9 protein-coding genes and 1 tRNA gene are annotated in these 13071 nt (G+C 69.5%); 5 read left to right on the forward strand and 5 right to left on the reverse strand.

What is annotated here, in order from left to right; translation table 11 throughout:
- The first annotated feature begins 501 nt into the window (after window positions 1–501).
- The gene (locus G6O69_RS16715; RefSeq protein ID WP_172304495.1) at window positions 502–939 is read left to right on the forward strand and encodes a hypothetical protein; all 438 of its coding nucleotides are present in this window, start codon (window positions 502–504) and stop codon (window positions 937–939) included.
- Between the two features lie 119 nt (window positions 940–1058).
- Here the strand turns inward: G6O69_RS16715 and G6O69_RS16720 are convergent, their stop codons facing one another.
- From G6O69_RS16720 to G6O69_RS16730, 3 genes are all read right to left on the reverse strand, one after another.
- The gene (locus tag G6O69_RS16720) at window positions 1059–3605 is read right to left on the reverse strand and encodes a hypothetical protein (protein ID WP_172304496.1); all 2547 of its coding nucleotides are present in this window, start codon (window positions 3603–3605) and stop codon (window positions 1059–1061) included.
- A 6-nt stretch (window positions 3606–3611) separates the two neighbouring features.
- Window positions 3612–4442: a S8/S53 family peptidase gene (locus G6O69_RS16725; protein ID WP_176396890.1), complete on the reverse strand. Its 831-nt coding sequence runs from the start codon at window positions 4440–4442 to the stop codon at window positions 3612–3614.
- Window positions 4443–4511: 69 nt separating this feature from the next.
- On the reverse strand, window positions 4512–4694 hold the full coding sequence (locus tag G6O69_RS16730; protein WP_172304498.1) for a hypothetical protein: 183 nt from the start codon (window positions 4692–4694) through the stop codon (window positions 4512–4514).
- A gap of 677 nt (window positions 4695–5371) precedes the next feature.
- On the opposite strand from G6O69_RS16730, the gene G6O69_RS16735 reads away from it, so the two are divergent.
- Window positions 5372–6382, forward strand: coding sequence for a hypothetical protein (locus G6O69_RS16735; protein ID WP_176396891.1), 1011 nt, complete (start codon window positions 5372–5374; stop codon window positions 6380–6382).
- Here G6O69_RS16735 and G6O69_RS16740 read toward each other — a convergent pair.
- Window positions 6357–6605: a hypothetical protein gene (locus G6O69_RS16740; protein ID WP_172304500.1), complete on the reverse strand. Its 249-nt coding sequence runs from the start codon at window positions 6603–6605 to the stop codon at window positions 6357–6359. The genes G6O69_RS16735 and G6O69_RS16740 overlap by 26 nt on opposite strands.
- Before the next feature lie 225 nt (window positions 6606–6830).
- Between G6O69_RS16740 and G6O69_RS16745 the strand changes: the two genes are divergently transcribed.
- Window positions 6831–10883 (forward strand): DUF6531 domain-containing protein, encoded by a 4053-nt coding sequence (locus G6O69_RS16745; protein WP_172304501.1) that lies wholly within the window; start codon window positions 6831–6833, stop codon window positions 10881–10883.
- Window positions 10883–11437, forward strand: coding sequence for a hypothetical protein (locus G6O69_RS16750; protein ID WP_172304502.1), 555 nt, complete (start codon window positions 10883–10885; stop codon window positions 11435–11437). Before G6O69_RS16745 ends, G6O69_RS16750 begins: the two co-directional genes overlap by 1 nt.
- Before the next feature lie 552 nt (window positions 11438–11989).
- Here G6O69_RS16750 and G6O69_RS16755 read toward each other — a convergent pair.
- Window positions 11990–12076 (reverse strand) — tRNA-Ser (locus tag G6O69_RS16755).
- Between the two features lie 74 nt (window positions 12077–12150).
- Here G6O69_RS16755 and G6O69_RS16760 point away from each other — a divergent pair.
- Window positions 12151–13029, forward strand: a complete 879-nt coding sequence (locus G6O69_RS16760) for a hypothetical protein (RefSeq protein WP_172304503.1) — start codon at window positions 12151–12153, stop codon at window positions 13027–13029.
- Window positions 13030–13071 lie beyond the last annotated feature (42 nt).

Genomic DNA, 13071 nt, shown 5'->3' on the forward strand with positions numbered 1-13071 from the left:
CACGAGGGCGCGGACGAGGCCAGCACCGACGACGGCGATGACGCGAGCACCTCTGCTCCGAGTGCTCCAGCGACGCCGACTGCGACGGGGGCAACTGCACCTTCAACGGCTCGTGGTTCGAGTGCGGGGACGGCCGAGGCCATCGCCCGCGTGCTCGCCGAAGGGGGCCTCGGCCCGAGGCCCCCGCTTCGACCACGGCCGCCGCCGCCCGGACAACTCGAGTTCGACCTCACTACTTGACGACAGCCCAGTCCGCCAAGACGGACTCGCCATGACGCGCATGCGACGAGCTGAAACGTTCGGGCGTCGCGGCCTGGGATGTGACTCCGATGGGGCTCGAGGACGCAGGCCGACCGTCACGAGCTCATCACGCTCCGACCGACATGCCCCAGTAATCACCGTTCATGTAAGGCTGCGTGGTTGACGCAAGCCAAAATTGCCCGGTCGGATGTCTTAGGCGCCGAAGAGGACCTGGTCACCCGCGCGCAGATCGAGGACTGAATGCTGAGCCAGGCCACGCGCATCGCCGACCGCCTGGTCGCCACGGGCATGCGCGGGCGCAAGGTCCAGATCAAGCTCCGCGACGTCTCCTTCACCACCTGGACGCGGCAGGCGACGCTGGATCGGCCCACCCGCGAGGCCCGGGAGATCTTCGCCGCCGCCCGCGAGCTGCTGACCAAGCTCGACGCCGAGGGCAAGCTCGAGGGGCGGCGCTTTCGGCTGACCGGGGTGGGCGTGGGCGAGCTCGTCGACGCCAGTGAGGTGAGCACGAGCGCGCGCGGGCCGGAGCAGCTCGATCTGCTCGAGGCGCGCGCAGCCAGCGACGAGCGAGAGAGCGCCGAGGCCGAGAGCGAGGGCGAGGCGGTGCAGGACGTGCTCAGCGAAGTGCGCCGCCGCTTTGGCGGCAAGGCGCTCTTCCCCGGGGGGCGGGACGACTGAGCGTTCGCGGGCGAAGACCCGTGGCCCTCGTGCTCGGCGTCGAGCCGGAGGCTGGGCGTGGGTCCCGGCCTCCGGCCCGAAGGCGCGCCGCTACGCGAGCGAGCGCGCTCGATCAACCTCTAGCGGCGCCGCTTGCCGCGGCGCTTCTTGCCGCCGCCCACACCGTAGGCGAGCATCGTGATGTCGACGGCCGCGAAGGCGCCGAAGCGGAGCGTGGCCAGGTAGCGCTGGGTCTCATCGTCGATCTCACCCGCGACGTAGCTCGTGTCCCGCTGCTGCTGGGCAAAGGGGCTCATCGAGGCCCCCACACCGAAGCAAAAGGGCGACTCGGCGACGCCCACGGTCAAGTAGAGCCCCGGCGAGAGCAGCCCGGCCACGTTGAAGTTGGCCGGCTCCTCGATCGTGGTCACGGTCTCCTCGGCGGCGCCGGTAGGCTCGCCCGACTCGGCCTCGAGCCACTTCGAGGTCGTGATCGCGCCGAGGTCGATGATCGAGATCATCCCGCCCAGCCGCCAGTAGCGCCCATCCCCCGCGCGCACGGGGCCGCCAAACTCGACGCCGATCGGCGCGAACATGGCCACCTCCTCGGTGACGGCCTGGTCCGCCTCGAAGGCGTAGGCGCCGCCGCCGTAGAGACCCAGGAAGCCGTTGAGCGCCACGAAGGGGCGCTGGTACTTGAGCTTGTAGCCGCCCGCCGGGAAGGCCGCCTCGAGCGCCGCCTTGACGTCCGCGCTCGACTCGGCGTTGCCGATCTCGATCAGCAAGGGCAGGTACTTGCGCAGACCCTCGACGACCGGCTCGAAGTTCGAGTCCTTGGCTTCGCCGCCGTGGGTCTCGAGGAGTTCGAGCGTCAGCCCCAGCAGCTTCAAGGTCGCGCGTGCCCGGTCGCCGTCTTTGATCTCCTCGGCGATCGAGACGAGCTCGGCGCTCGCCTCGAACACCTGATTGAGCTCGTCGAACCCGCATGGGTTCGCCTTGGAGGGGAGGTCCATGCAGCTGAGTGTGGACAGCGTGACCGCCGCGTGGCGGGCGAGGGCGAGCACCTCCTGCTCGCTGGTCGCCTCTGGCGTCTCTCGCCGCTTGAGCGCTGCGATCTGCCGAGCTAGCCACTCGAAGCGCGCGAGGTGCCCCTCGACCGTGGTGGCGATCGCCTGGACATCGTCGTCGCTCAACTTGGACGAAGTCCCGCGCGCGTGCTTGCGGACATCCTCTGGCATCACGTTGAAGAGGCCCTGAAAGTCGATCGCGACGGCGAGGCTCACGAACTTGGCCTGCTCGGCGTTCAGGTCGCCGCGAACGTTGCGCGCCGCCGCCCGGAAGAGCGCCGAGCCCGTGCGCAGGTGGGCCAGGGTCGTCGCACAGCGAGCCTCGCTCGAGTCGGAGTCGCCGGGGGACTCCTCGCAGTGAGCGAGCGCGGCGCCGTGGATCGAGGCCACGTAGTTCACCGGGTTGTTGCGCGCCTGCGCGTCGGTGATCATCGGCAGGAAGGCGCGGGTCAGCGTCGCGGCGTAGGCGACGTCCTTGTCGCGCATCGACGCCAGGACCAGCAGGCGATCGGGCAGCACCTCGAGATCCTCGAGCACCGCCGCGTGCAAGGCCGCGCCCATGGCGGTGAGCGCCATCGAGGACTCGAGCTCCGTCAGCGCCTCGCAGGTCACGGGGATGAAGAGGCCGACGTCGCTGGCACACAGCTCGTTGGTGAGCTCCTCGCGGATGAAGGTCAGCGCCTCCTCCTTGGCGCGATCGATGAGGAACTCGGCGAGCCCCTCGAACACGGGCTCGGCGACCGCCCCGAAGCCACCGCTCAGCGAGATCGAGTTCGCGTTCCCGAGGGCCCCGAGGCGCGCGTTCGCTACGAACGCCTGCCTCATCTTGGTCGCCGATGCCTGGACGTCCTCCAGCTCCTGCTCAGCCTCCTCTACCTTCTCCTTCTTCTTCTCCTCCTCCTTGGGGTTTTTCGCCCTCTCCAGCTTGTCTTTCGCGTCCTTGAGCTTCTTCTCAGCCTCCTCGACGCCCTCTTTGATCGCCTCCTTCTCTTTGAAGTAGGCAGCGATCGTGCTAGCGAGCGGCTTTCCGTCCTGGAGCGTCTTGCTCAGCAGCTCCTGGTAGGCAGCCAGCGCGAGGACATCACCGGCGTAGATCTCTCGCAGCAGCGCGACGTCACCAGAGACGAGCGCAGACCCGCGGACCCGCCCGCAGAGCGCGTGGGTCTCCTTGCCCACCTGCCACAGCCCGAACATCGCCTCCTCGACTTTCTTCACCTTGGGGCTCTTCAGCTCACGCAGAAGCCCGCCGAGCGCCGGTTTGGGATCCTCCAAGCCGAGCTCGCGCTTCAGCGTGATCGCGCTCGACTTAGGCGCTCCCTCCAGCTCCGAGGGCAGCTCCGAGGGCAGCTCCCAGGGCAGCCCATCGCAGACCGCTGCGAAGGCGACGCCCACCGACTGCGCGAGCTGCCCGACCTCGCTTACCTCGACCGGCTCGACGAGGACCTCGAGCGACGCGACCTTTTTCATCCGATTGCGCTCGTCCTCGTTCAAGAACATGAGCGCGCTGGGCTCGCTCGTCTTGCTCGCGTCCGCCTCGCCCGACCCACCGATCGCCCAGGCTCGCGCCGGCGCCATCATCACGAGCGCGACCACGATCGCGCCCAAACATGTACGTTTCATCTCGTCTCAGCCTTTCTGGTTGATGGCCTCGAAGAGGCCCGCTGCGTTCAAGATCGGCACGCCACCGCCGTGGATCGCGCTGCGCCGCAGCACCTCCACCAGCTCATGACGAAGCCACCGCTCCAAGCCCTCGCCGCCGCGCGCTCGCGCGTAGCCCAAGGCCAGGGTCACCACGCCGGCGAGCACCGGGGCGGCGGCCGAGGTCCCGTTGAAGTACTCGCTACCGCCGGGGGTCCGCGCGATGATCTTCCAGCCGGGGGCCGCGATCGTCGTCCACGGACCGATCCGCCCCGGCAAGACCCGGCCCCGCTCGTTTGAGGCGGCTACGGCGATCACACCGCGGGCGCGCTCCGGGAACTCGTGCCCCGGGTCTCCATCGTTGCCCTGCGCTACGATCACCGGCACACCGAGCCGCGCGGCGCGCTCGAGCGCGCGCCGTAGCTCCGGCGAGAGCTGTGGCAACGAGAAGGGGCAGCACACGACGTCCACTCCGCGCTCGAGCGCGACCTCGAGCGCGCGCGCGACCCTCCAGGGCACGGGCTTCGCCAGCGAGCCGTAGACGTCAAAGCACGCGCAGCGAGCCCCAGTGGCGACGCCGGGCGTGTGCACGTCATCCGAGGCCAGCGCGCCCGCGGCCATGGTCCCGTGAAAATCGCGGCGGCGATCCCTCGGGCTCTGCCTCTGGCCATCGGCGCTGAAGTGGGAGAAGCGCTCGTTCATGGTGCCGGAGACAGGGGCGGCCCCCGAGTCGAGCAAGGCGACCTCGAAGCCCGCTCCCCAGCGACCTCGCTCGCCCAACGTGACAAGGGACAACCATTCGATGTGCCAAGAAGGCATGCAGGACTCCTCCGGCGCGCTCGCGTGCGCGCCAAGCTCGAAACCAGCGGGTGATGGGGACGCGGTGGCTCAGGCGAGCGGGCGCTCGTCGAACCACTCGCTCTTCGGGATCGTCCACATGTCGCGGGCGGCTGGCTTCACGAAGGCGTAGGGGAGGTAGGGGTAGCCCTCATCCCCCCGGCGACGCTCCCAGGAATTGCGGTCACCGGGGCGCCGGAGGACCGGGCGATCGCTCTCGATGGTCGTGGTCATGGCCGCATTCACCTCGTCAGCGCGGGGCGCTCGATGATGAGGTGCAGCGCCTGGCCAGACCCGTTCATTTTTTTGTCCGGCCGCCTCGACTTAGTCCCGGACGTCCCTCGCCCAGTCGGCGAGCTCGGTCTCGGTCGTGGGCGGCCGGTCGTGGAAGCGCCGCTAGCGATCGAGCACGCGCTGGAGCTCGTGCTTGGCGCGGCGTGTCGAGGCTCGGAAAGTGACTCCGATGGGGCTCGAGGACGCACGCTGAGCGTCACGAGCTCATCACGCCCCGACCGACATGCCCCGGTAATCACCGTTCATGTAAGTGTGCGGGGTTGACGCAAGCCAAATTGCCCGGTCGGATGTCTCAGGCGCCGCGAGTTTGGGGATTTGACAGACACGGCCGCCAGCTTCGTCCCTACACCGCACACGACCCCTCCCCCGCCGGGTTCAGCTCCTGCAAGCCAAACCCGCCCGGATAAAAATAGCTCCCGTGTGACACGAAGCCCCTTCTTTCACCGGCTGACGAGTCAACTGAGGCAGGGAAACTCGTGGTATGGGAACTGGACGTGAGCGCGCCGAGTCTCGTATCACTCGTGACCGTGATTGCGCTTGCGAGTGCTTGCCAAACTGACGAGCACACCCCCAGCACAGCCCGCGGGCGAGTGCTGAGCGAGGCAGGGCCACGAACGATGAGCACGGCTTCCCTCACGACGAGGGAGCTCTATCGCGGCCCCCTCGCAAGCGCGGCCCCGCTGCAGATCGTGTCCACGGACAGCGATCATGACGGCTGCCCGGAGCTCCTCGTTGGCACATGGGACGCGCAGCAGCTGCTCGTGGGGGACTGCGACCTCGACACCCCGTGGCGAGCGTACGCGTTCGAGTACGACTGGGCGACGCTCGTGGCGCTCGAGCCAGGGGTGCTCGCTATCTCGAGTCACGACGCCCGCAGGGCTCGTTTGACGCTCGAGTGTGGTCAGCCGCGGACAGCGTGGGAGGTGAGCGCGCGCGCCGAGCAGGCGCTCGATGTCCAACCGGTCGCGGTCGCACGCGGCCCGGAGGGGACCCTCGTCGTCGCTGACCAACTCGATGATCTGCACATCTTCACCGTCGCGAACTGTGAGCTGAGCGCGATCAGTCGCCACTCCGCCAACAACGCCCACGTGCTCGCTCTGCGCTGGTTTCAGGCGCCACAGGGTCAAGTCTTGTGCATGACGACCGCGGCCGACGTGCCAGCCATGTTGCTCGAATGTGCATCGTGGCCCCTGGACGAAGACAGCGTATTCGAGCTCAGGGGGGGAGGCTGGCTCTTCGACCCCGACATCTTTCTCGAACAGGACCTGCACATCGAAGCGGCGCGCTTTGGCGTCGCGCAGGTCGCCCGCCTCAGCTTCGGCGCCACAGGGCCCAGCTTCACCCCGCTCGCGCGGCTCCCCGAGCCCTTCACTCCGCAGCTGGTCACGGCGTCGCGCTCGCCGGAGGGGTCGGTCCAGGTGCTCTACACCTCGGACCACAGCACGCTCACCGCCTTGACGCTCGATCCGCCCCAACGCGCTTGGCGAGAGCAGGCGCTCACCGACCTCGGCGACGGCGAAATCGTGGCACTACACTCGACCCTAGTCGATGGGCATCCGGCCACGGTGATCGTCTTGCGCGCTGGCGGGGTCGCCCGCGTGCTCATGCTGCGCTCAAAATCGAGCTAGCTCGAGGGAGCCCTGCAGCGGGCCCGATCCGTCGGCTCCACTGATCCCAATCAGAGAGCGCGGCGACGATGGTCACGTGATCGTGGCACCACAGCGAACTGCCGGTGCCGGGGCTGAACAGGTAGCGGTTGAGCCAGTTGCCCTCGGGGTAGACCCAGCCCACCGCCGGATCGCCGGGGTTTTGCAGGGCGTCGGGGCAGTCGTAGGGCACGCCGACCGTCACGCGCTCATCACGCCCCGACCGAGATGCCTCAGTAATCACCGTTCATATAAATCTGCGGGGTTGACGCAAGCCAAAATTGCCCGGTCGGATGTCTCAGGCGCTTCCACCGCTGGCTTTGTCGCTGTGCCATATTCATGTTGGTTCAGAGCCCTGTTGCGTCTATTTCTACGAGCGCGACCTCGATCAATCGGTCGACGCGGCCGCCCCAACTGAGGAGTCCCCGCGATGATCGCTAGCAGCTTCATGGACCCGGTCCTCGGTCTCGACGTCCACTTCGAGATGGTCCCGATGCCGGCCCCGGTGCCGACGCCGATCCCCAACCCCTTCATCGGCATCGTGTTCGATCCGATCGGCCTCGCCTGCGGCATCGCCCTCGGCGCGGCGATCGGCGCGGTCGTCGGCGCGCCCTTCCAGGGCCCGGTACTCTACTGGACCGCGTTTCCGGCGACCAACACCGGCACCGAGGCCAAGCACATCCCCGGCCACATCCTGATCCCGCCCGGGACGATGTGGGCGCCCTTTCCCAAGGCGCCCAAGCCGGTCATCCACCCGGGCGAGACGCCGACGCCCGGGCTCCCGGTCAAGCCCGAGAACGACGCGATCGTGGTGTTCGGCTCGAAGACCGTCTCGGTCATGGGCAGCAACGCGGTGCGCCTCGGCGACATCGCGCTGAGCTGCTCCGAGCCCCTGCGCCTGCCCTCGTCCGTGGTCCTCGCCGTGCCCAAGGGCGCGCCGATCCTCATCGGCGGGCCGCCCTCCCTCGATCTGATGGCCGCGGTCATGGCCTCGCTGCGGACCCGGTTCGTGTCCGACTCGCTGCACGCGCTGGTCAGCCGGCTCAAGCCGAGCCGGTTTCGCAATTTCCTTCACAAGGCGGTCTGCTTCTTCACTGGTCACCCAGTCGACGTGGCCTCGGGCAAGGTCGTGACCTCGTTCGTCGACGCCGAGCTCCCGGGGCCGCTGCCGCTGACGATCGAGCGCCACTACTCGTCGGCCTTCGCCGCGCGCGAGGGGCCGCTCGGCCACGGCTGGAGCCTGTCGCTCGACCAGGCGATCTGGGCCGAGCGCGGCAAGCTGGTGCTGCTCGCCGAGGACGGGCGCGAGATCGAGTTTGACACCTTCGACTTCCCGCACCATCGGCTCGCGCCCGGCCACGAGGTCTACAACCCGATCGAGCGGCTGCGCCTGCGCTGCATGCAAGACGGGGCCTGGGAGCTGCGCGATCACGCGGGCCTGGTTCGAGAGTTTGCCCCGGTCGACGGGCGCGCCGACGGCCGGGCGATGATCCGCGTGATTCGGTCGCGGTGTGGCTTTCACGAGATCCAGTTTCGCTACGATCCGCGCGGGCGGCTCGAGTGGGTCCGCGACAGCAGCGAGCGATGGATCCGCATCAACTACTACGAGCACGGGCACGAGCAGGGGCGCGTCCGCGAGATCGACCTGCTCCGCCCCCACGCCGAGGGCCACGAGCGCCACCGCAGCTTCCACTACGACGCGGCCGGGGATCTCGTCGAGGTCGGCGACTCGCTCGGCAACCGCTGGCAATTCGAGTACGTCACCCACCTGCTGACCCGCGAGCGCGACCGCACGGGCCTGAGCTTCTACTTTGCCTACGACGGCCTCGGCGAAGACGCGTGGTGCGTGCGGACTTGGGGCGACGGCGGGATCTTCGACCACGTCATCAGCTACGACAAGCGCAAGCGCGCGACCTTCGTGACCAACTCGCGCGGCCTCACCACGCAGTACCACATGAACCTCGTCGGCCAGGTCGTCGAGATCGTCGATCCGCTCGGCGCCAAGACCTGCTACGAATACGATGCGGTCAGCTTGCAGCGCACCCGGGTGGTCGACGCGCTCGGCGGCGAGACCCTGATCCGCCACGACACGCGCGGTAACGAGGTCCATCGCCGCCAGCCCGACGGCGGCGAGGTAGAGGTCGAGTACGACGAGCGCGGACTACCCCGGCGCATGATGACCGAGATCGGCGCGCAGTGGACCTGGGAGCGGGACCGCCACGGACGCCTGACGATCGAGCGGGCCCCCGACGGGAGCGAGCGGCGCTTCTTCTACGAGCGCGGCCTGCTCGTGGGCATCATCGACGAGCGCGGCGCACAGCGGGCGATCGGCTACTCCGACCAGCGCCTGCCGAGCTCGCTTCGGGCCGCGGGCGTCGTGCTCGAGCGCTGGGATCACGATCGCCTCGGTCGCCCGGTGCGCCGGAGCGACAGCCGCGGAGTCGTCCGTCGGCAGCGCTACAACAGCGAGGGCTGGCTCGTCGAGGTCGCCGCGCGCGACGGCTCCCACGCCCGGCTCGACTACGACGGCGAAGGTCGCGTGATCGCTATCCACGACGACGCCGGCGAGACCCGCTTTGTGCTCCAAGGTCGCGGACGCGTACGCGCGCGTCGTCGCGGCCAGGCCGAGGTTCACTACGAGTACGACAGCGAGGCGCGCCTGACCGGGATCCGCGACGCCGAGGGCCGGACCTACCGCTTCGAACTCGACGAGCGCGGCCTCGTGTCGGTCGAGCGCGACTTCGAAGGTCGCGAGCACCGCTACGTCCGCGACGCGCTCGGTCGCGTGGTCGAGCACCACGCCCCGGGCAGGCGCAAGACCGAGTACGAGTACGACGCGTGCGGACGGCCGACGCAGGTCCGCGATGGCGACGGCGAAGCCACGCGCTACGTCTATCGGGCCGACGGCGCGCTGATCGAGGCGACCAACTCGGCCCGCGCGATCGAGCTCGAGCGCGACGAGCTCGGCCGGATCCTGTGCGAGCGCCAGGACGACGTCCGGGTCGAGTCGCGCTACGACTCGGGTGGCCTGCGGGTCGCGGTCCGCTCGTCGCAGGCGGTCGCCAGCGAGCTCTCCCGCGACGCGCTCGGCAACGTCACCGGGGTCGCGGTCGAGACCCGGGCCGGGGCCTGGGCCATGAGCTTCGCCCACGATGGCGAGGGCGCCGAGCTCGGCCGGCGGCTCCCGGGCGACGTGCAGCTGCAGTGGGCCCGCGATCCCAGCGGTCGCCCCGAACGCCACGTGTCGTGGTCGCCGCGGGGGATCATCCACGACGTCCGCTACACCTGGGGTGCGGGCAGTCGGCTCACGGTGCTCACTGATGATCGCCGCGCGCCGGTCGAGTTCAGCCACGACGACGAGGGCAACCTCGTGCGCTGCGAGGGCCCCGAGGGATCGACCCGGTGGCGCGCGCGAGACCGCGTCGGCAACCTCTACCGCAGCGAGGATCGCCGCGAGCGCAAGTACGGTGCGCGCGGCCAGACCCTGGTCGCGCTCGCGGCCGAGGGCGCCACGCGCTACGAGTACGACGACGAGGGCCGGCTGATCGCCAAGCACACGCCCGACGGCGCCAGCTGGCGCTACCGCTACAGCGGCGCCGGTCGCCTGCGCGAGGTCGAGCGACCCGACGGCGAAGTGGTCCGCTTCGCCTACGACGCCTTTGGTCGCCGCGTGTCCCAGGCGGGCTCGCTCGGCGAGCGGACCTGGTACTGGGACGGACACGCGCTGCTCCACGAGGTCGACAACGACGGGCTCGTCACCTGGATCAGCGACGCCGACGGCATCGCACCGCTCGCACGCGTCTCGGGCGACGAGTTCATGGCCGTCGTCGTCGACCACCGCGGCGCGCCCCGGGCGATGTTCGACGCCGCGGGCGAGCTGCGTTGGGAGGGGCGCATGGACACCGAGGGCGCGCTCGAGCTCGGTCAGGGCGATCCGAGCCTGTGCCCCTTTCGCCACGCTGGCCAGTATCACGACGCGGCCACCGGGCTATCCTACAATCGGTTTCGCTACTATGACCCCGAGCTCGGCCACTACATCACGCCCGATCCGATCCGCTGCATCGGCGGGCTGGTCCTCGGCTCCTACGTACGTAGCGGCGACGTCGGCCCCCACCACCTCGACGAGCTCCACGGCTCGACCTCGCTCTACGCCTACGTCGGGGATCCGCTGGTCTGGGTCGATCCCTTCGGCCTCGTTCGCATCCACACTCAGAACGGCGTCGCGGTCAACGCCTTCGCAGGCCCCGCCGCCGGCGGCATCGAGCACGCGCCGCTGCACGCTCACGTCGTCGAGAACGGCAACCGCGAGGTCCGGGTCCTGATGGAAGACTGGATCGACAACGGCCGGTTCAAGGGGGCGATGGGCGACGTCTACCCGGGTGACCCCGCGCTGTCGAAGCGCGCCCGCAAGGTCATCAGCAAGAACCTCGACGATCTCGCACGCAAGACCCGCGAGGTGTTCGAGACCGGGGGCTGCAGCTGATGGCGCTCGCCAAGCTAGACCTGCGCGCGAGCACCCCCGCGGCGACGATCGCCGCGCACTTCGCCGCCAACGGGACCCTGCTCGCCTACGCGATCCCGCCCGAGGTCCCCCGCGAGGAGCTCGAGGCGCTCGCCCGGGCCCACGCCAGCTTCGAGCACGCGGTCCCGGTGTTCGATCTCGTGATCGCCCACCCGGCCTGCGACCCGGCCCTGCTCGATCTCCTGCTCGAGCTCGGCGGAGCGTCGTCGGAGGTCGCGAATTCGGTCTTGACCTCCGGCAAGGCCACGCCCGCGCAGATCGAAGCGCTGCGTCGCTCCACGAGCCCGAGCGTGCGCGAGCACGCCGAGATGGCCGCGCTCGAGTTGGCGCTGCGTGAGGGTCCGGTCGAGGACTTCGCGGACATCCTCGCGCGCTACCGCGATCATGAGACGCTCGGCTACGCCGTTCGCCATCGCCTGGCCACGCACCCGCGGACGCCCGTCGAGGTCCTGCGCACGATCGCCAGCTTCGACGACGAGACGGGCGCGCGCGCGCGTGCACGGCTCGAGGATTGAATCCCCGTTGGACCCTGACGTGCATGGCCGTGGGTATGCGTGATGCCGGCAAAACAGCGCCGCCGGAATTCTTCGTTGAACGTGTCGAGCGCTCGGCCCGTTCCCAGCCCGATGTTGATCTGATCGCCCTCGGGCTTGAAGAGCGCATTCTTCTTCCCCCAAGCGGGAGCTCGAGCTCTCCCGCCACCGGCAGGCCCTTGAAGTCGCCCCCTCCGCGTCGATCACCAAGACGAGCTGCTCGAGTCGGCGGAGCTGGGGTGCCCTCCAAACTGGGGCAGGCTCAGTCCATGCGCTCGTTGCGGCTGAGATCGCAGGCGGCGTAGGCAGCCTTCATCTCGTGACTCTTCCCGGTGCCGTTGGCGCCAATGAGGATGTTGATCCCTGGTGAGGCACGTAGGTCCAGGGACCGAAAGTCTACACGCCGTGTTGTCGGGCGTCAGTCGGGGACCCGTCGCGCCATGGCCTGCCGAGGGGCCAAAGCAGCGCAGCGCCAGCGCGCGCCCTGGCTTTCAGTGCAACGAAAAAGCGCCCCCAAGAGGGCGCTTTGTGATGCGGAGGAGCAGGGATTCGAACCCTGGGTACCCTTTCGAGTACAACGGATTTCAAGTCCGCCGCCTTAAACCACTCGACCACTCCTCCGTGGATCTGGGGTCGAGAGCATGCCAGAGCACCGCGGGCGCGACAAGGCGCGGGGCGGGCTATGCTCGGCCTCGGTGTCCACTCCAGAACCTCCCGTCAGCGCCGGCGCCCCGGAGCCCAGCCCGATCTACCGCGTGTCGGGGATCGGTCGCCCCGTCGACCCGGCTTACCCCACGAACAAGGCCCTGCTGATCCTCATGGCCGCGGCCCTCGTGCTCGGCGCGCTGTGGTCCCTGCGCGGCGGGGCGTCCGTGGGCGGGGCGGCGCTCGCGGGGTTGGGGGCGGCGCTGCTCGCCTTCCTCAGCTGGGCCCTGACCCGCGAGCTCTCCCCCGACGACGACCCGGCGGCCTTCGTGGCGATGGCGCTGGCGCTGGCCGCCTGGGCGCGGGTCGGGGGCCAGTCGCTGATGTTCCTGGTGGTGGCCATGGGGGCCGTGCGGATCGTCAACCGCAGCACGGGCAAGGCCGCGGAGCTGGCCGATGGTCTGATCTTGGTGGCGATCTTCTCGGCGATGGCCTGGCTGAACAGCTGGGCTTGCGGGGTGGTCGGCGCCCTGGCGTTGGCTCTGGACGCGGGCTTGCCCCGGGCGGGGACGCAGGCGGCTCGTCCGCGACACCTGGTGTTCGCGGGCGTGGTCGCGGCCGTGACGGTGGCGCGGGTCGTGGTCGGGGTCGAGCCGCTGCGGGTGCCGGCGCACCTGCCAGTGTTTGGGACCATCGCCGGGCTGGCGCTGCTCGTCGGCCTGTTCTATCCGCAGCCGCGCTCGCGCTGCGACCTGGGCGGGCACCCGCTGGTCGAGATCCGAGTGCGCGCGGGGCTGCTGCTGGCGGTGCTCCTGGTCGCGCTCGGGGCGATCGACGGCGGAGTGGATCAGTTCGAACTCGGGGCGCTGTGGGCCTGCTTGATGGGCGTGGTCCTGGGCGCGCCGGTCATGCTCTTGCGGCGGCGCTAGGAGCCCGTGGTGGAACCCAGCGCCAGGAGCCGTGCTGGGTTT

It is taken from the genome of Pseudenhygromyxa sp. WMMC2535, from assembly GCF_011083025.2.

What these genes read in the sequence shown, in the direction of transcription:
- G6O69_RS16735 (WP_176396891.1), top strand. Translation starts at nt 5,372, where the DNA reads ATGAGCACGGCTTCCCTCACGACGAGGGAGCTCTATCGCGGCCCCCTC.
- G6O69_RS16725 (WP_176396890.1), bottom strand. Translation starts at nt 4,442, where the DNA reads ATGCCTTCTTGGCACATCGAATGGTTGTCCCTTGTCACGTTGGGCGAG.
- G6O69_RS16750 (WP_172304502.1), top strand. Translation starts at nt 10,883, where the DNA reads ATGGCGCTCGCCAAGCTAGACCTGCGCGCGAGCACCCCCGCGGCGACG.
- G6O69_RS16715 (WP_172304495.1), top strand. Translation starts at nt 502, where the DNA reads ATGCTGAGCCAGGCCACGCGCATCGCCGACCGCCTGGTCGCCACGGGC.
- G6O69_RS16720 (WP_172304496.1), bottom strand. Translation starts at nt 3,605, where the DNA reads ATGAAACGTACATGTTTGGGCGCGATCGTGGTCGCGCTCGTGATGATG.
- G6O69_RS16730 (WP_172304498.1), bottom strand. Translation starts at nt 4,694, where the DNA reads ATGACCACGACCATCGAGAGCGATCGCCCGGTCCTCCGGCGCCCCGGT.
- G6O69_RS16745 (WP_172304501.1), top strand. Translation starts at nt 6,831, where the DNA reads ATGATCGCTAGCAGCTTCATGGACCCGGTCCTCGGTCTCGACGTCCAC.